16 protein-coding genes, 1 tRNA gene and 1 pseudogene are annotated in these 17,481 nt (G+C 61.0%); 13 read left to right on the top strand and 5 right to left on the bottom strand.

Translation table 11 applies throughout. The annotated features are described in order from the left end of the window. Positions 1–69: 69 nt before the first annotated feature. From LB513_RS18795 to LB513_RS18745, 11 genes and pseudogenes are all read left to right on the top strand, one after another. Positions 70–1,362: pseudogene (locus LB513_RS18795) on the top strand (pyridoxal phosphate-dependent decarboxylase family protein); the annotation flags it as partial. 99 nt (positions 1,363–1,461) lie between these two features. Then, positions 1,462–2,229 carry a DeoR/GlpR family DNA-binding transcription regulator gene (locus tag LB513_RS18790; protein WP_224664992.1) on the top strand — a complete coding sequence of 256 codons (768 nt, stop codon included), beginning with the start codon at positions 1,462–1,464 and terminating at the stop codon, positions 2,227–2,229. A gap of 136 nt (positions 2,230–2,365) precedes the next feature. Then, positions 2,366–3,892, top strand: a complete 1,527-nt coding sequence (gene glpD, locus LB513_RS18785; protein ID WP_224664991.1) for a glycerol-3-phosphate dehydrogenase — start codon at positions 2,366–2,368, stop codon at positions 3,890–3,892. Between the two features lie 41 nt (positions 3,893–3,933). Continuing rightward, positions 3,934–5,013: an ABC transporter ATP-binding protein gene (locus LB513_RS18780; RefSeq protein ID WP_224664990.1), complete on the top strand. Its 1,080-nt coding sequence runs from the start codon at positions 3,934–3,936 to the stop codon at positions 5,011–5,013. Between the two features lie 9 nt (positions 5,014–5,022). Beyond that, a complete protein-coding gene (locus tag LB513_RS18775) occupies positions 5,023–6,090 on the top strand; it encodes an ABC transporter ATP-binding protein (RefSeq protein ID WP_224664989.1) in 1,068 nt (355 codons plus the stop codon). Continuing rightward, positions 6,091–6,957 (top strand): carbohydrate ABC transporter permease, encoded by an 867-nt coding sequence (locus LB513_RS18770; protein ID WP_224664988.1) that lies wholly within the window; start codon positions 6,091–6,093, stop codon positions 6,955–6,957. 37 nt (positions 6,958–6,994) lie between these two features. Next, on the top strand, positions 6,995–7,879 hold the full coding sequence (locus LB513_RS18765; RefSeq protein ID WP_411962722.1) for a carbohydrate ABC transporter permease: 885 nt from the start codon (positions 6,995–6,997) through the stop codon (positions 7,877–7,879). 2 nt (positions 7,880–7,881) lie between these two features. Further along, a complete protein-coding gene (locus tag LB513_RS18760; protein WP_224664986.1) occupies positions 7,882–8,169 on the top strand; it encodes a DUF2160 domain-containing protein in 288 nt (95 codons plus the stop codon). A gap of 77 nt (positions 8,170–8,246) precedes the next feature. Continuing rightward, positions 8,247–9,971, top strand: coding sequence for an ABC transporter substrate-binding protein (locus tag LB513_RS18755; RefSeq protein ID WP_224664985.1), 1,725 nt, complete (start codon positions 8,247–8,249; stop codon positions 9,969–9,971). Between the two features lie 89 nt (positions 9,972–10,060). Next, positions 10,061–11,554, top strand: a complete 1,494-nt coding sequence (glpK, locus tag LB513_RS18750) for a glycerol kinase GlpK (protein WP_224664984.1) — start codon at positions 10,061–10,063, stop codon at positions 11,552–11,554. Between the two features lie 185 nt (positions 11,555–11,739). After that, positions 11,740–12,057, top strand: a complete 318-nt coding sequence (locus tag LB513_RS18745; protein ID WP_224664983.1) for a DUF6882 domain-containing protein — start codon at positions 11,740–11,742, stop codon at positions 12,055–12,057. Positions 12,058–12,153: 96 nt separating this feature from the next. Here the strand turns inward: LB513_RS18745 and LB513_RS18740 are convergent, their stop codons facing one another. Further along, positions 12,154–12,630, bottom strand: coding sequence for a BA14K family protein (locus LB513_RS18740; RefSeq protein ID WP_224664982.1), 477 nt, complete (start codon positions 12,628–12,630; stop codon positions 12,154–12,156). A 292-nt stretch (positions 12,631–12,922) separates the two neighbouring features. Between LB513_RS18740 and LB513_RS18735 the strand changes: the two genes are divergently transcribed. Next, positions 12,923–12,998: transfer RNA gene (locus LB513_RS18735), tRNA-Lys, on the top strand. A 260-nt stretch (positions 12,999–13,258) separates the two neighbouring features. Here LB513_RS18735 and LB513_RS18730 read toward each other — a convergent pair. Beyond that, the gene (locus tag LB513_RS18730; protein WP_224664981.1) at positions 13,259–13,522 is read right to left on the bottom strand and encodes a hypothetical protein; all 264 of its coding nucleotides are present in this window, start codon (positions 13,520–13,522) and stop codon (positions 13,259–13,261) included. Positions 13,523–13,814: 292 nt separating this feature from the next. Here LB513_RS18730 and hemN point away from each other — a divergent pair, with 292 nt between their 5' ends. Next, entirely contained in the window at positions 13,815–15,164 is a 1,350-nt protein-coding gene (hemN, locus tag LB513_RS18725; protein WP_224665008.1) for an oxygen-independent coproporphyrinogen III oxidase, read from the top strand. Between the two features lie 12 nt (positions 15,165–15,176). Here hemN and LB513_RS18720 read toward each other — a convergent pair whose 3' ends face one another. The 3 genes from LB513_RS18720 to plsY all read right to left on the bottom strand — a co-directional run bounded on the left by LB513_RS18720 (position 15,177) and on the right by plsY (position 17,438). Further along, complete coding sequence (locus LB513_RS18720; protein WP_224664980.1) at positions 15,177–15,608, bottom strand: potassium channel family protein; 432 nt, start codon at positions 15,606–15,608, stop codon at positions 15,177–15,179. Positions 15,609–15,678: 70 nt separating this feature from the next. Further along, entirely contained in the window at positions 15,679–16,812 is a 1,134-nt protein-coding gene (dprA, locus tag LB513_RS18715; protein WP_224665007.1) for a DNA-processing protein DprA, read from the bottom strand. A 38-nt stretch (positions 16,813–16,850) separates the two neighbouring features. Then, entirely contained in the window at positions 16,851–17,438 is a 588-nt protein-coding gene (gene plsY, locus LB513_RS18710; RefSeq protein WP_224664979.1) for a glycerol-3-phosphate 1-O-acyltransferase PlsY, read from the bottom strand. Positions 17,439–17,481: the final 43 nt, after the last annotated feature.

Below are 17,481 nucleotides of genomic sequence, written 5' to 3'. Positions count from 1 at the left end.
ATCCAGCCAGCATCTTGAATCACAAACAAGCCTCGATGGGAATCCTACGATTCTCCCAAAACAGGAAACGCTCTAGCCGCTTCGGCTCCAGAAGCCGCGGAGCCGATGGATAGCATCTTCGCGGATTTCGAAGAGAAGATCCTGCCGGGGATGACCCATTGGCAGCATCCGCGCTTCTTCGCCTATTTCCCGGCGAACGCGGCGCCCGTTTCCGTGGTGGCCGAGTATCTGGTTTCGGCAATGGCAGCGCAGTGCATGCTCTGGCAGACTTCGCCCTCGGCGACGGAGCTCGAGACGAGGACCGTCGACTGGATGCGTCAGGCGCTCGGCCTGCCGCAGGGTTTTTCTGGGGTGATCCAGGATTCAGCGTCATCGGCGACGCTTGCCGCCGTTCTGACGATGCGTGAACGCGCCCTAGACTGGCAGGGCAACAGCCAAGGCTTGGCGGGGCAGCCGCGTTTGCGTGTCTATTCTTCCGACCAGGTGCACACATCAATCGACCGGGCGATCTGGATTTCCGGCATCGGCCAAGAGAACCTGGTTCGCATCTCCGGGCAGGGCCGTTTCCGCGGCATGGATACGGCGGAGCTGGAAGCAGCAATCATTGCCGATCGCGCGGCTGGAATGCTGCCGGCCGGTATCATCGGCAGCGTCGGCGGAACCAGCATCGGCGGCACCGACAATATCGCGGACATCGCCGGTGTCGCGCGCCGGCATGGACTCTATCTTCATGTCGACGCGGCCTGGGCCGGCTCGGCGATGATCTGCCCTGAATATCGTCATTACTGGGCGGGCGTCGAACAAGCCGATTCGATCGTCTTCAACCCGCACAAATGGCTTGGGGCCCAGTTCGACTGCTCCATCCAGTTCTTGCGACAACCGGAAGACCTCGTGCGCACGCTGGCAATCAAGCCCGAATTCCTCAAGACGCATGGACGCGACGGCGTCATCAATTACTCGGAATGGTCGGTGCCGCTTGGCCGGCGCTTTCGTGCGCTCAAATTATGGTTCCTGCTGCGCGCCCACGGTCTGGAAAACCTGCGGGCCATGATCCGCGCCCATGTATCGTGGAGCGAAGGACTTGCCACGCGACTCGCAGGAGAGCCGGATTTCGAGATCGTCAGCCAACCGATGTTGTCGCTGTTTTCGTTCCGGCACCGGCCTGCGGCCGATCAGGATCACGACGAACACAATCTGCTTCTCGTCAACGCGATCAACGATGACGGCCGTATCTACCTGACCCAGACAAGGGTCGACGGACGCGTAGCGATCCGGTTCCAGGTCGGACAGTTCGAGACGACATCCGCCGATACCGATACGGCATTCAGTGTCATAACCGAAATCGCGCGCCAGATAGGCTGAAATCAAGACGATCGGGTCGGTGAGGCATGGCCGGCGCGCGTCTTTTCATCGCTTTCGTTTTCGGCTATAGACATGAAAAACGAAAATGGAAGTTGCCTCATGTATCTCTCGCCACGCCATGCGGAAATCATCGAGATGGCCAAGGAGCATGGGCGGGTCCTGGTCGACGACCTCGCCACTCATTTCAACGTGACGCCACAGACGATCCGCAAGGATCTCAACGACCTGTGCGACCAGCGGCTGCTCTCCCGTGTCCATGGCGGGGCGTTGTTTCCTTCTGGCATCGAAAACATGGAGTATGAAGCGCGACGCAAGATCGCCGCAGATGAGAAGGAGGCGATCGGCCGTGCAGCAGCAAAGCTCATACCTGACCACGCATCGCTGTTCATTAACATAGGCACCACGACCGAGGCCGTCAGCAAGGCATTGCTCGACCACGTCGGTTTGATGGTCATCACCAATAACATCAACGTTGCCAATAGGATGCGTGTATATCCTTCCATCGAGGTGGTGATCGCAGGCGGTGTCGTGCGGGGCTCGGACGGCGGCGTCGTCGGGGAGGCGGCGGTCGATTTCATCAGGCAGTTCAAGGTCGACTATGCCGTGATCGGGGCGTCGGCGATCGATCATGACGGCGCGCTATTGGACTTCGATTTCCGCGAGGTGAAGGTGGCGCAAGCCATTATCGCCAATGCACGCCACGTCATCCTGGTTTCGGATCAGACCAAGTTCGAAAGGACGGCGCCGGTTCGCATCGGCCATCTGTCGCAGGTCAACACCTTCATCACCGACCGCTGCGATATTTCGTCGGTACGCAAGATCTGCCAGGAGGCGGATGTTCATCTGATCGAAACATCCACAATTTGAGCAACGCGCAGCAAAGCCGGAACCATATCAGGGCCTTGTGACATTTCGTTTGACATTCGTTCTGATTTCGAAATAATTCCTACACGGTTTCGCGGAAAGCCCTGAATGGTGCAATGCGAAATCGTGGAGGAACTCGGTGGACCCACATCCAGTCCAGGACATTTTCGTCATAGGCGGCGGCATCAATGGCTGCGGCATTGCCCGTGATGCCGTTGGGCGCGGCTTTTCCGTGTTTCTTGCCGAGATGAACGACCTGGCCAGCGGCACGTCCTCGGGCTCGACCAAATTGATTCATGGCGGCCTGCGCTATCTCGAATTCTATGAATTCCGCCTGGTCCGCGAGGCGCTGATGGAGCGCGAGGTTCTTTGGAAGAATGCGCCGCACATCATCTGGCCGATGCGCTTCGTGCTGCCATACGCCAAGGGTTTGCGTCCTGCGTGGCTGATCAGGCTCGGCCTGTTTCTCTATGACCATATTGGCGGGCGCAAATTGCTGCCCTCGACCAAGACCCTGGACATGGCCAGCGACCCGGCCGGCAAGCCTCTGAAGCCATTGTTCACGAAAGCTTTCGAATATTCGGATGGCTGGGTCAATGATGCGCGGCTGGTGGCGCTGAACGCGCGTGACGCCGCCGATCGCGGCGCGACGATCCGGACCCGCACGAAGGTGGTCGAAGCGCGCCGAGAGAGCGGCGTATGGTTGATCAAAATCGAGAACCTGCAGACTGGAGAGATCGAGGAGATCAAGGCGCGGTTGTTGGTCAATGCCGCCGGGCCTTGGGTCGATAACGTGCTTTCAGGTGCGGTCGGTCTGAACGACGTCCATAATGTGCGCCTCGTACAGGGCAGCCACATCGTCATCCGGCGGAAGTTCGATGACCCGCGCGCCTATTTCTTCCAGAACAAGGATGGCCGGATCATCTTCGCCATTCCCTATGAAGATGAGTTCACGCTGATCGGCACCACCGACCAGGACTATCCCGGCGACCCGCACGACGTGAAGATCAGCGACACCGAGATCGAATATCTGTGCGCGGCGGCGAGCGAATATTTCGCCGAAGCTGTCAAGCGTTCGGACATCGTGTGGACCTATTCGGCCGTGCGGCCTCTCTATGATGACGGTGCGTCCAAGGCGCAGGAAGCAACACGAGACTACGTGCTGAAAGCCGATGGCGGCGAAGGCGCAGCCCCGATCGTCAATGCCTTTGGCGGCAAGATTACCACCTACCGCCGGCTGGCGGAATCGATGCTGGAAAAGATCGAGGGCTACCTCGGCAAGCGCGGCAAGCCGTGGACGGCCAACGCGCCGTTGCCCGGCGGCGACTTCCCCGCCACCGGCTTCGACGCGCAAGTGGCGAAACTGAAAGCCGCCTATCCATTTCTCGAAGCGCGTCTGGCCAAGCGGCTGAGCCGGCTCTACGGGACCCGTGCCAACAGTCTGCTCGGCCTTGCCAGGTCAAATGCAGATCTTGGACGGAATTTCGGTGGCGATCTTCACGAGGCCGAAGTGCGCTATCTCGTCGAAAACGAATGGGCTGTCACGGCGGAAGATGTGTTGTGGCGCCGGACAAAGCGCGGTTTGCACCTGAGCCGTGAGCAGGCCGCGACGCTGGACGAATTTATGCGCGGCATCAGCCGCCATCATGTTGCGGCCGCGGAATGACGACGGTTTGATCTGATGCAGAAGGCCTGGGAGGAGGCATCATGCTGGAACTGAGGAATGTCACCAAGACAGTCGGTGCGGCCGAACACATAAGCGATGTGTCGCTGACGCTTCAGCACGGCTCGCTCAACGTCCTGCTTGGCCCGACCCTGTCCGGCAAGACCAGCCTTATGCGGCTGATGGCCGGGCTCGATGTACCGACTTCCGGTTCCGTATGGTTCGATGGCAAGGACGTCACCGGCATGCCGGTGCAGAAGCGCAAGATCGCCATGGTCTACCAGCAGTTCATCAACTATCCCGCCATGAGCGTTTATGAGAACATCGCCTCACCCTTGCGGGTAGCCGGCGTCGAGCAGGGCAAGATCGACAGCCAGGTGCGCGAAGCTGCGGCCCTACTCAAGCTGACGCCTTATCTCGACCGGACGCCGCTCAGCCTCTCGGGAGGCCAGCAGCAGCGCACCGCCCTGGCGCGCGCCATCGTGAAGAATGCCAGTCTGGTCCTCCTCGACGAGCCGCTTGCCAATCTGGACTACAAATTGCGCGAGGAATTGCGCGCCGAATTGCCCAGGATCTTCGCGGCGGCCGGCACGATATTTGTCTATGCGACAACCGAACCGCATGAGGCGCTGCTGCTCGGCGGCAATACGGCGACGCTGTCGCAAGGCCGCATCACGCAATTCGGGCCGACCATCGAGGTGTTCCGCGAGCCCGTCGATCTGGTGACGGCAAGGACCTTCGCCGATCCGCCGCTCAATACGATCGTGCTCGCCAAGAAAGGTCCGGTTTTCCAGTTGGACGGCGCTGTGAACCTGCCGGTGCCGGCCGAACTAACCGCCATCCCCGACGCCAACTACACGATCGGGTTTCAGCCCCACCACCTGTCGCTCGAGCGACCCAACGCTTCGGCGGTGTCGGTGCGGGCCAAGGTGACGATCACCGAGATCACCGGGTCGGAGAGCTTCATCCATCTCGACTTCGCCGACGCCCGCTGGGTCATGCTGACCCATGGCATTCGCGACTTCGAGACCGACGCGGTGGTCGAAGTCTTCATCGATCCGCGACACATCATGGTCTTCGACGGGCAAGGCCGCGCCATGAGCGCGCCGAAGCTCGCGGCATAGGAGGCCGGAATGGCGCGCATCGACGTCAACAATGTCAGGCATTCCTACCTGCCCAACCCGCGCACCGATGCCGATTTCGCGCTGCGCGAGGTGCATCACGTGTTCGAGGATGGCGGCGCCTATGCGTTGCTTGGGCCTTCCGGTTGCGGCAAGACCACGTTGCTGAACATTATTTCCGGCCTGCTGCACCCGTCGCATGGCCGGTTACTGTTCGATGGCAAGGACGTGACCAATCTGTCGACGCAGGAGCGCAACATCGCGCAGGTGTTCCAGTTCCCGGTGATCTACGACACCATGACCGTCTACGACAATCTTGCCTTTCCACTGCGCAACCGCGGCGTGCCGGAAGCCGATGTCGATCGCAAGGTGCGCGAGACGCTTGAGATGATCGACCTGGCGTCCTGGGCGAAGAAGAAGGCGAGGGGCCTGACAGCCGACCAGAAGCAGAAGATCTCGCTCGGCCGCGGGCTGGTGCGTTCGGATGTCAACGCCATCCTGTTCGACGAGCCGCTGACCGTCATCGATCCGCATATGAAGTGGGTGCTGCGCTCGCAGTTGAAGCAGCTGCACCGACGCTTCGCCTACACCATGGTCTACGTCACCCACGACCAGACGGAGGCGCTGACCTTCGCCGACCAGGTCGTGGTGATGTATGATGGCGGCATCGTCCAGATCGGCACGCCGGCCGAACTGTTCGCGCGGCCGCGCCACACCTTCGTCGGCTATTTCATCGGTTCGCCCGGCATGAACGTCATGCCGGTGGCGATCGAAGGCAAGACGGCGACGCTCGGGTCGCAGCGGATCGAGCTGCCCGGCGCGCCCAAGGCCGGCAGCGCGGCGCTCGAACTTGGCATTCGTCCCGAATATGTTCGGCTCGGCCGCGAGGGCATGGCCGTCTCGATCAGCAAGGTCGAGGATGTCGGCCGCCACAAGGTGGTGCGGGCCAAGCTCGAAGGCCGCGAGATCGCCGCGATAATCGGCGAGGATGACACAGTGCCCGCCGAACCGAAGGTTCGGTTCGATCCCACCGGCATCAACATCTATGCCGACTCCTGGCGCGTCGAGATGGGGGCATAGATGGACAAGACCTGGAACAACAAGGCTTGGTTCCTGGTGCTGCCGGTGCTGGTGCTGGTGGCATTCACCGCCGTCATACCGCTGATGACGGTGGTGAATTATTCGGTGCAGGACACGTTCGGCAACAATGTCTTCACCTGGGCCGGCACCGAGTGGTTCGAGGAACTGCTGTCGTCCAGTCGCTTCTGGGAAGCGATGGTGCGCAACCTCGTCTTCTCCTTCATCATCCTGGCGATCGAGGTGCCGCTCGGCATCTTCATCGCGCTCAACATGCCGAAAAAGGGCTGGGGCGTTCCTGTCTGCCTGGTGCTGATGTCGTTGCCGCTGCTGATCCCGTGGAATGTCGTCGGCACCATCTGGCAGGTATTCGGCCGCAACGACATCGGGCTTCTGGGGTATTACCTCAACGCGATCGGCATCGATTACAACTATGTGCAGGATCCGTTCGACGCCTGGGTGACCATCATCATCATGGACGTCTGGCATTGGACCAGCCTCGTCGTGCTGCTCTGCTATGCCGGATTGGTCTCGATCCCCGATGCGTTCTACCAGGCAGCCAAGATCGACGGTGCCTCGCGCTGGGCGGTGTTCCGCTATATCCAACTGCCGAAGATGCAGCGCGTGCTGCTGATCGCGGTGCTGCTGCGCTTCATGGACAGTTTCATGATCTACACCGAGCCCTTCGTCGTCACCGGCGGCGGGCCGGGCAACTCCACGACCTTCCTGTCGATCGACCTAGTAAAGACGGCGCTCGGCCAGTTCGACCTTGGCCCGGCGGCGGCCATGTCGCTTGTCTACTTCCTCATCATCCTGTTGTTGTCGTGGGTGTTCTACACCGTGATGACCAACTACGACGCGGAGCGCTGAGATGGCGGGCGCCAATGAACGGGCCGAGCGCAAGGCGATGAACGGAACGGCGGCTTCGGGAGGCCTCGCCACCTCGCTGTCGCAGAGTGACCTCGACAGGCGCATGCGGAGGCGCGGCGAGGAATCGCGCTGGTGGTGGATAGTGCCGACGCTCTACATCATCGTTCTGCTGCTGCCGATCTACTGGCTGATCAACATGAGCTTCAAGACCAATGCGGAGATCGTCAACTCGCTGACGCTCTACCCGCACGCGCCGACGCTCGCCAACTACGTGACCATCTTCACCGAGAAGGTCTGGTACTCCGGCTACATCAATTCGATCACCTATGTCGTTATGAACATGGTGATTTCGGTCTCGGTGGCGTTGCCGGCCGCTTACGCCTTTTCACGTTACCGCTTCCTCGGCGACAAGCATCTGTTCTTCTGGCTGCTGACGAACCGCATGGCGCCGCCGGCGGTGTTCGCGCTGCCGTTCTTCCAGCTCTACTCGGCCTTTGGCCTGATCGACACGCATATCGCGGTGGCGCTGGCGCACTGCCTGTTCAACGTGCCGTTGGCCGTGTGGATTCTCGAGGGCTTCATGTCCGGCGTGCCGAAGGAGATCGACGAGACCGCCTATATTGACGGCTATTCCTTCCCGCGCTTCTTCGTGAAAATCTTCATGCCGCTGATCGCCAGCGGCATCGGCGTCGCCTGCTTCTTCTGCTTCATGTTCTCGTGGGTCGAACTGCTGATCGCCCGCACGCTGACCACGACCGACGCCAAGCCGATCGCCGCCACCATGACCCGCACCGTGTCGGCCTCTGGCATGGACTGGGGCCTGCTCGCCGCGGCCGGCGTGCTGACGCTGATCCCGGGCGCGCTCGTCATCTGGTTCGTGCGCAACTACATCGCCAAGGGCTTTGCCCTGGGGAGGGTGTGACCATGAACTTCAACCTGTCCTGGATGGCATGGACACCGCCGACGGCGATCTTCTTCGTCGTCATCGCGCTGCTCCTCATCGGCATGGGCGTCTGGGAATACGCCTCGCCGGGCGGCAATCCACGCATCGGCCTGCTGCGCTTCGAGACGACCCGCGGCGACCGTCTCTTCGTTTCGCTGCTCGGCAGCGCCTTTATCCATCTCGCTTGGCTGGGTCTTGTCGGACCCAGCCTGTGGTGGGCTCTCGCTCTCTCCGTGGTCTACGCGATCGGCGTGTTCCGCTACGTATAGAGGGGGAAACTGTTGGAGCGGCCGCGTGCCGGCGACCGCTCCGATCGCACTTGAAACCTGAACAGTGGAGGAAACACATGCGACGGCAATTTTTAACATCAACGACAGCCCTGGTACTATTGCTCGGCGTCGGCAATGCCTATGCCGGAATGGACGAGGCAAAATCCTTTCTTGACAAGGAGATAGGCGATCTTTCGACGCTTTCGCGCGCCGACCAGGAAGCCGAAATGCAGTGGTTTATCGACGCAGCCAAGCCCTTTCAGGGCATGGACATCAAGGTGGTTTCCGAAACCCTGACAACGCACAAATATGAGTCGGAGGTGCTGGCGCCGGCCTTTACCGCCATCACCGGCATCAAGGTCACCCATGACGTTATCCAGGAGGGCGACGTCGTCGAGAAGATCCAGACCCAGATGCAGACCGGCCAGAACCTCTATGACGGCTGGGTCAACGATTCCGACCTGATCGGTACCCACTGGCGCTACCAGCAGGTGCGCAATTTGACCGACTGGATGGCCAATGAAGGCAAGGATGTTACCAATCCCGGCCTCGACCTGAAGGACTTCATCGGATCGTCCTTCACCACGGCGCCCGACAAGAAGCTCTACCAGCTGCCCGACCAGCAGTTCGCCAACCTCTACTGGTTCCGCTACGATTGGTTCAACGACGAGAAGAACAAGGCCGACTTCAAGGCCAAGTATGGCTACGACCTTGGCGTGCCGGTCAACTGGTCGGCATACGAGGACATCGCCGAGTTCTTCACCGGGCGCGATGTCGGCGGCAAGAAGGTCTATGGCCACATGGACTACGGCAAGAAGGACCCGTCGCTCGGCTGGCGTTTCACCGACGCCTGGCTTTCGATGGCCGGCAATGGCGACAAGGGCATCCCGAACGGCCTGCCGGTCGACGAATGGGGCATCAAGGTCAACGAGAAGTCGCAGCCAGTTGGTTCTTGCACCGCGCGCGGCGGCGACACGAATGGACCGGCGGCGGTCTATTCGATCCAGAAATACCTCGACTGGCTGAAGGCCTATGCGCCGGCCGAAGCACAGGGCATGACCTTCTCCGAATCGGGTCCGGTGCCGGCGCAGGGCAACATTGCCCAGCAGATCTTCTGGTACACGGCCTTCACCGCCGACATGGTCAAGCCCGGCCTGCCGGTGATGAACGACGATGGCACGCCGAAGTGGCGCATGGCGCCGTCGCCGCATGGCGTCTACTGGAAGGACGGCATGAAGCTCGGCTACCAGGACGTCGGCTCGTGGACGCTGATGAAGTCGACGCCGGAAGACCGTGCGAAGGCGGCATGGCTCTACGCCCAGTTCGTGACCTCAAAGACCGTCGACGTGAAGAAGAGCCATGTCGGCCTGACCTTCATCCGCGACTCCACGATCCACGACAAGAGCTTCACCGAACGCGCTCCGAAGCTCGGCGGTTTGATCGAGTTCTACCGCTCGCCGGCCCGCGTCCAGTGGTCGCCGACCGGCACCAACGTGCCTGATTATCCGAAGCTGGCGCAGCTCTGGTGGCAGGCGATCGGCGACGCCGCCTCGGGCGCAAAGAGCGCACAGGAAGCCATGGACTCGCTCTGCGCCGAGCAGGAGAAAGTCATGGGCCGTATCGAAAAGTCCGGCGTCCAGGGCGACATCGGACCGAAGCTCGCCGAGGAGCATGACCTGGCTTACTGGAACGCCGAGGCCGTCAAGGCCGGCAATCTCGCTCCTCAGCTGAAGATCGAGAACGAGAAGGAAAAGCCGCAGACCGTCAATTACGACGAGCTGGTCAAGAGCTGGCAGAAATAAGCCTGCCGCGGGCGCCCGCGCCCGGGTAATATTGGGGGAGGCGGCATATCGCTGTCTCCCCCGTTTGTGCCGAGACGAAGGACATTGGAATGAGCGGTTTCGTGCTGGCAATCGACCAGGGCACCACATCGACCAGGGCGATTCTGTTCGACGGCCACATGAACATCGTCGGCAGCGGTCAGAAAGAGTTCACCCAGCATTATCCGGCCTCCGGTTGGGTCGAGCATGACCCTGAGGATATCTGGGCAAGCGTATTGGCGACCGTGAAGCTGGCTTTGAAGAAGGCCGGCAGGCATGCTTCCGACGTTGCAGCGCTCGGCATCACCAACCAGCGTGAGACCGTCGTCATTTGGGATAGGGCAACTGGCAAGCCGATCCACAACGCCATCGTCTGGCAGGACCGGCGCACCGCGCCTTTGTGCCAGAAACTCAAGAAACAGGGTCTGGAAAAGACCTTCACCCGCAAGACCGGCCTGCTGCTCGACCCCTATTTCTCCGGCACCAAGATCGCCTGGATCCTCGACAAGGTAAAAGGCGCGCGAAAACGCGCCGAGAAGGGCGAATTGCTTGCCGGCACCATCGATAGTTTCCTTATCTGGCGGCTGACCGGCGGGAAGGTCCACGCGACCGACGCCACCAACGCCTCGCGCACGCTGATCTATAACATTGCCGAGAATGATTGGGATAAGGAGCTGCTGTCCATTCTCAAGATTCCCTCACGAATGCTGCCTGAGGTGAAGGACTGTGCGGATGACTTTGGAGTTACGGAGAAAAACCTCTTCGGCGCTGAGATAAGGATCCTCGGCGTTGCCGGCGATCAGCATGCGGCTACGATCGGCCAGGCCTGCTTCGAGCCCGGCATGATGAAATCCACCTACGGCACCGGCTGTTTTGCGCTGCTCAACACCGGAAGCGATCTGGTGCGTTCGAAGAACCGGCTTTTGACCACCATTGCCTATCGGCTGAACGGCAAGACCACCTACGCGCTGGAGGGTTCGATCTTCATTGCCGGGGCGGCCGTGCAATGGCTGCGCGACGGCATCAAGGTGATCGGCAAGGCCGAGCATAGCGGGCAACTGGCTGCCGAGGCCGACCCGACGCAGAATGTCTATCTGGTGCCGGCCTTTGTCGGTCTTGGCGCGCCGCATTGGGACGCGGACGCGCGCGGCGCCATTTTCGGGCTGACCCGCAATTCCGGTCCGGCGGAATTCGCGCGCGCCGCGCTCGAATCCGTCGCCTACCAGACCCGCGACCTGCTGGACGCCATGCGCAAGGATTGGAAGACCGCTTCGGTTAGCACAGTTCTCAGGGTCGACGGCGGTATGGTGGCGTCGGACTGGACGATGCAGCGCCTGGCCGACATTCTTGATGCGCCGGTTGATCGTCCGACCATCCTCGAGACTACCGCGCTGGGTGCCGCCTGGCTGGCGGGATCGAAAGCGGGCGTCTGGCCGCAAGCGAAGGAATTCGCCAAGAGCTGGGCGCTCGAGCGGAGGTTCAAGCCAGATATGGAGGCTTTGGCGCGATCGGCCAAGCTGGCAGGCTGGCGTGATGCGGTTCGCCGTACGCTAAGCGTGCCATAACAGTCAGCTGAGAAGGGATTGGGGTGGCTTATGCAGCCAGACTGGTATGATGCTTGGCGCGACGAGGCTTTTGAACAGTTAACCACCAAGAATGCCATGTTGGCGAAGGAGTTTCGTCTCGGCCACTAGTCTCGTTATGACTACGATCTGACGACCGGTAGGCTTTGTTCTCGCAGGACGGGGCCGTGAAGGTTATCGCCGAGATTCAGATTGCCGGCACCGCGAGTGCCAGGGCGGGTAATTGGCTCTGGGCTTGGGCGAATTCAGACTTGCCAGACCGGCTAATTAGCGATGCGAAGCAGGTTCGATCCTTCGGAGAGATGAATAGCATTGACGAACTCGCCCAATCCTATGTGACGGATGAAGACGATCAACTGGAATCGCTTGGTTGGGAACTTAGCGCAGTGATGTCCCGAATATGCGGCGGGTTGAGGATCTATCGGTGCCCCGATAGCCACGGCGGACTCTATCTAATGTTTAAGAGCATCGGCTGGGCAAAGTGACGCGCAAACTGTTCGTTTTGACCAATCGACCAAAAGTCCGCGCCGTTCAGGGCGCGGACTTTCTTACTCATGTCGGTTCACGAGTCTGATCGACGATCAGTACGGCGAGCGACACTCTTGGCGCGGACCGTAATTCGGCTGGAACGTATTGTCGGAGGCGCGGTAGCTCCGATAATGGTCGTAGCACCACTGGACGTGCGCATTGCCCTGATAGACGCGGTTGTTTTCGCTGTTAACGATAGCACCGGTGATCAAGGCGCCAGTGGCGAAAGCAGCCAGCGGGAACCAGTAATCGCCGTGGCGCCGATAACCGCGATGGTATTCCCGATAGCCACGATGGCCGTTCCAATAGCTGCCGCCATCGTAGTTTCGCGAGAAATTTCGGCGCATGGTGTATCTGCCGTCACCGAAATGGCGCTGGCCATTGCGCCATTTCATATCTACGTTGTGGATGTCCGACGACGCGGATGACGCCTGCGGAACAAACATCTGCGTCGCGTTGGCCGGCATCGCGGTTGCGATGAAGGAAGCTGACAAAACGGTCGCCAGTGTACCCGATACGATCTTATTCATTGTGGTCTCCTTCGAAAGGGTGATTGACGTCCCTTGTGATGTCAAAACGAAAGAACGAACCTATAGTTCCAGACCGAACATCAAGTTGCTTATTTGTAATGTGGCCACTGCGCATTGATCGAGCATGGTCTGGAGTATCCGACACCACCAGTTTTCCATGGATCGCGAGAGCATACGCACCCTATTGCCCTGCTGCGAAGCTCGGCTTGCAAGCGCGCTTTTTCCGGTTGACCGGTCGAGGCACTCTCCCTATGTTCCGCGCAATTTCGAGGGCAGCCTTCCGGGCCCACGGGAGCGCGTAGCTCAGCCGGTAGAGCAACTGACTTTTAATCAGTAGGTCATGGGTTCGAATCCCATCGCGCTCACCAATAAATTCCGACGCCGTGGCGGGTCACCGGCATATCAAGTCACGTCCGACCCAATGAGCTGCTGTGGTGAAGGGTCGTCACTGGGTCGGACGAAAGGCGGGTTCAATCTCGCAGCTATCTGGCTTTCTTATTAGCAGGTGCGCCCGCCTCGAGTGTTAGGCGATCAAACTGTTTCAATGACAGTGGTTCCCCATGGAAACCCTGCGCCAGAGGTGTACGGCGAGGCCGGGCAATTTCGGTGACGGGCGGGATGGTAGGTATCAGCGTCGAGGGTTTTGGAGGTCTGCGATCTTCCCGAGCAGATTTTGAACCAACAACTCATAAGTTCGCGTGAGTTCGGCTGGCGTGAGTTCGACGCGGATATCGTAGCTGCCGGAATAGTTCACCTGCAGATTGACTGTTCCGAACAGCGTTGTGGTGCCGTCGCGAATGTCGGTGCCAACGATCATGTTCTCAATCGGTTGGTCGAGCAGGATAACGCCAGCTTCGCCTGGGTGGTTGTGTGTCGTAGTGCGGACTCTCAATATAGCCTCCTTCGCGAAGTCAATCTGGCGACGATACAGGACGCAATTCCACGCGGCTATGTCGTGATGTTACGAAGGCCGAAACCTTCGCCCGCGGTGAAGCGACTGACAAGATTTCAGCCACGCTTACGCCAAACGTCACGGCATAATTGGCGGCGCAAGCGCCACCAGGCATCTTGTCTGCAAGGCAGGGGTTTGACCGAAATCAAGGCTCTTTTGCACGTCGGTAGTCCAGACTGCCGCCATGCAGAACGGCCCGACACACAATACCAAGACACATGCGGATAATGCCCTGCGGCCTGACTTGGCCGCCAGACTGGGCGAAAACGTGCCGCGCTACACCAGTTATCCCACCGCACCGCATTTCCATCCCGGGGTGGACGCCGGCGTGCAGCGAGACTGGCTGCAAGCTATAGGCGAGGGCGAAGAGATTTCGCTCTATCTGCACATTCCCTTCTGCGACCGGCTGTGCTGGTTCTGCGCGTGCCATACAAAGCAGACGCGGCACTACGAGCCGGTGGCCGCCTATCTCCACTCGCTACATGCTGAGATCTCGAGCGTCGCCGGCCTTGTCGGGGGCAAGAGCCACGTCCGCGCGGTCCATTTCGGTGGCGGGTCGCCGACGATGTTGAAGCCGCGCGACATTGTGGCCTTGGGAGCGGTCTTGCGGGGCAATTTCGATTTTCTGGCGGAGGTAAAGATCAGCGTCGAAATCGATCCCAATGACATGGACGATGCGCGTCTCGACGCACTCGCCGAAATCGGCATGACGCGGGCGAGCCTCGGCGTACAGGATTTCGATCCGAAGGTGCAGCAGGCGATCAACCGCGAACAAAGCTTCACGCAGACAAGGGCGGTTGTCGAGGGCGTTCGCGCGCGCGGCGTCGCATCGGTCAATCTGGACCTGCTCTACGGCCTGCCGCACCAGACAGGCGACAGCGTCTGTTCGACCGTCGCCCAGGCGCTGTCGCTGGAACCGGACCGGATGGCGCTATTCGGCTACGCTCATGTGCCCTGGTTCAAGAAGCATCAAACGATGATCGACGAGGCGTGGCTGCCGGGACCGGCGGAACGGTTCGATCAATCGCGATTGGCGGCGCGGCAGATCATGGACAAGGGATACGAGGCAATCGGGATCGACCACTTCGCCAAACCGGGCGATGCCCTGTCGCTTGCCGCCCGTTCGGGAATCTTGCATCGGAATTTTCAGGGATATACCGAGGATCGCTGCGAGACATTGATCGGCCTCGGCCCGTCATCCATCAGTCGGTTTCGCCAAGGCTATGCCCAGAACATGCCGTCGACCGCCCAGTATGGACGCATGGTCGCCGACGGCGGGTTGGCCTCCGTCCGGGGCATCGAATTCTCTGAGGACGACAAGGCGCGGGGCTGGCTCATCGAGAGGCTGATGTGCGATTTCGCTTTCTCGGCGGCCGAGTTGGTGGACCGCTTCGGCGAAGCAGGCCGGAAACTTCTCCTCAAGGCAAGTTCCCTGTCGCTCCACGATCAAGCGCGGCCGCTTGAACTCGATGGCGATCGCTTTGTCGTGCCGGTGGAAAACCGGCCCTTCGTCAGGAGCATCGCTGCGATGTTCGATGGATATTTCGAAGCGGGCAAGGCCAGGCATTCGGCGGCGGTCTGAAGCTCGGCCCGGTCAGAAATGCTCCCCGGCCTTGAACGGGCCGACGCGTGTTCCCGCCGCGACGAGATATGCGGTCGACCAGCCGATAAGCAGGAACCCATTGACGCCTTCGAGGGCGGCGAGGATGCGCCACGCGTGGGCTGGCACGACGTCCCCATAGCCGACGGTCGAGAAGGTGATGGTCGAGAAGTACAGCGCGGTTTCCAAGTCGGCGAAGATATCCAGCAGCCGGTAAAGGCCTGCCCATATCCACACTTCAGCGGTCATCACCGCGAAGAGGCCCATCACCACGCTGATCATGGCGAGGATGCGGCTGCGGTGCCCGTGCATGCGAAAGCGGGCGACCAGATGACCCGTCGCATGGGTAACAACGATCAGGCCAAAGGTGTGGACCACGACGGTCAAGCTTATGACAACGGTGCCGATAAGGAGATTCGCAATCATAGCAGGATTCTGCGGGGCCACGCCGCTTTGTGCGTTGTGCGAGATCAAATCGGCCGTCGCCGCGTGATCGTCAGCCTTCTCCGAAAACCAGCGAAACCTGACCGCCGGCATGGCGCTCGAGCCGGCCAGCGAGATCGAGTTCGAGCAGCACCATGAAAACCTGGGCTGGATGCAGTTCGGTGTGACGGATGACCTCGTCCACCGGCACCGGCGTCGGGCCGAGCGCCTCCAGCACACGCGCGCGATCGCTTTCGCCCGGCGGTGGCGTGACCGAGAAGTCGGGTGGGTCTTCAAACGGCGGTACTTCGGGGGCCCGCATGCCGGTCAACGGGGCGATCGCCCTGGAGATGTCCGATGCCTCGGTGACCAGCGTGGCGCCGTCCTTGAGCAAGCCATTGGTGCCGGCGGCTCTTGGATCGAGCGGCGAACCCGGCACGGCGAACACCAGCCGCCCCATCTCGCCGGCCAGCCTGGCGCTGATCAGCGAGCCGGAGCGTTGAGCAGCTTCGATCACCACGAGACCGAGGGCCGCCCCGGCGACAAGACGGTTGCGGCGCGGAAAATCCTGGGCGCGCGGCTGCCAGCCGAAAGGCATTTCGGAGATGATGGCGCCACGCTCTACAATTTCGTCGCAGAGTCCGACATTCTCGGGCGGGTAGGGCTGGTCCAGGCCTCCCGCAAGGACACCGATCGTGCCGGTCGACAGACTGCCTCGATGGGCCGCCGTGTCGATACCGCGCGCCAGTCCCGAGACGATACCGTAGCCTTCATCGCCAAGGTCCGTTGCCAGCATGCGCGCCATCTTGATGCCGGCCAACGATGCGTTGCGCGCCCCCACGATAGCCAGGCCCGGCATCCGGAACACGGCGGCGTTGCCCTTCACCGCCAATAGGGGAGGTGGATTGTCCATGCTCAGCAGCAGTCGTGGGTAGTCGGGCTCGCCGATGCCGACAAAGCGCGCGCCGGAACGCCGGGCAGCCTCCATCTCCGCTTCGGCCTCAGCGACCGTGGCAATGCGGGGGATCCGGGTGGCACCGCCCGAAATCATCAATTCGGGCAAGATCTCGAGCGCGGCCTCGGCCGAGCCGAAACGGTTGATCAGATCACGAAAGGAAGCGGGCCCGACATTCGGCGTCCGGATAAGCCGCAGCCAGCTCAGCCGCTGCCGGTCGTTGAGCCGCGGTCGGGCGGCCGGCTCGCTCAGCGCGGTGGCGCGCTCGCTCACCGAGGTGGCGCGCTCGCTCACCCCTTGGCTCCGATCTTGCCCTCGCTGCCGGCAAGGAGACGGGAAATGTTGGCATGGTGCTTGATGAAAACGATGACGCTCATCGCCACGAACAGCACGGCTATGTCCGGCGTATCGAGGAAGTACAGTGCGATCGGCACAATGACGGCCGCCGCGAGTGCCGCAAGCGACGAAAAGCGGAACAGCAAGGCCACCGCCAGCCAGACGACGGCGAAGATCAGCGCGACCTGCCAGGCAAGGCCGACCAATACGCCGAGATAGGTCGCGACACCTTTGCCGCCCTTGAAGCCCAGCCAAACCGGAAAGAGATGCCCGACAAAGGCGCCGAAACCGGCCCAGATCGCAAGGTCGGGCCCGAAATGGCCCGCGATCAGAACGGCGGCGGTGCCTTTCAGCGCGTCGAGCAGCAAGGTCGCCGCGGCGAGGCCCTTGTTCCCGGTGCGCAGCACGTTGGTGGCGCCGATATTGCCCGAGCCGATGGAGCGCACGTCGCCAAGGCCGGCGGCGCGGGTGAGCAGGAGCCCGAACGGAATAGACCCCAGCAGATACCCGAACGCCAGCGCAAGGATCAGGCTGTAAATCATTGTTTCCCCCCGCATTCCCCAGATGTACCAAGAGACCGCGCGA

The sequence above is a fragment of the Mesorhizobium sp. ES1-1 genome (genome assembly GCF_020164785.1).
Lineage (GTDB): Bacteria > Pseudomonadota > Alphaproteobacteria > Rhizobiales > Rhizobiaceae > Mesorhizobium.
The sequence above is the reverse complement of the archived record's forward strand: the minus strand, read 5'-3'. Positions and strand labels throughout refer to the sequence as shown.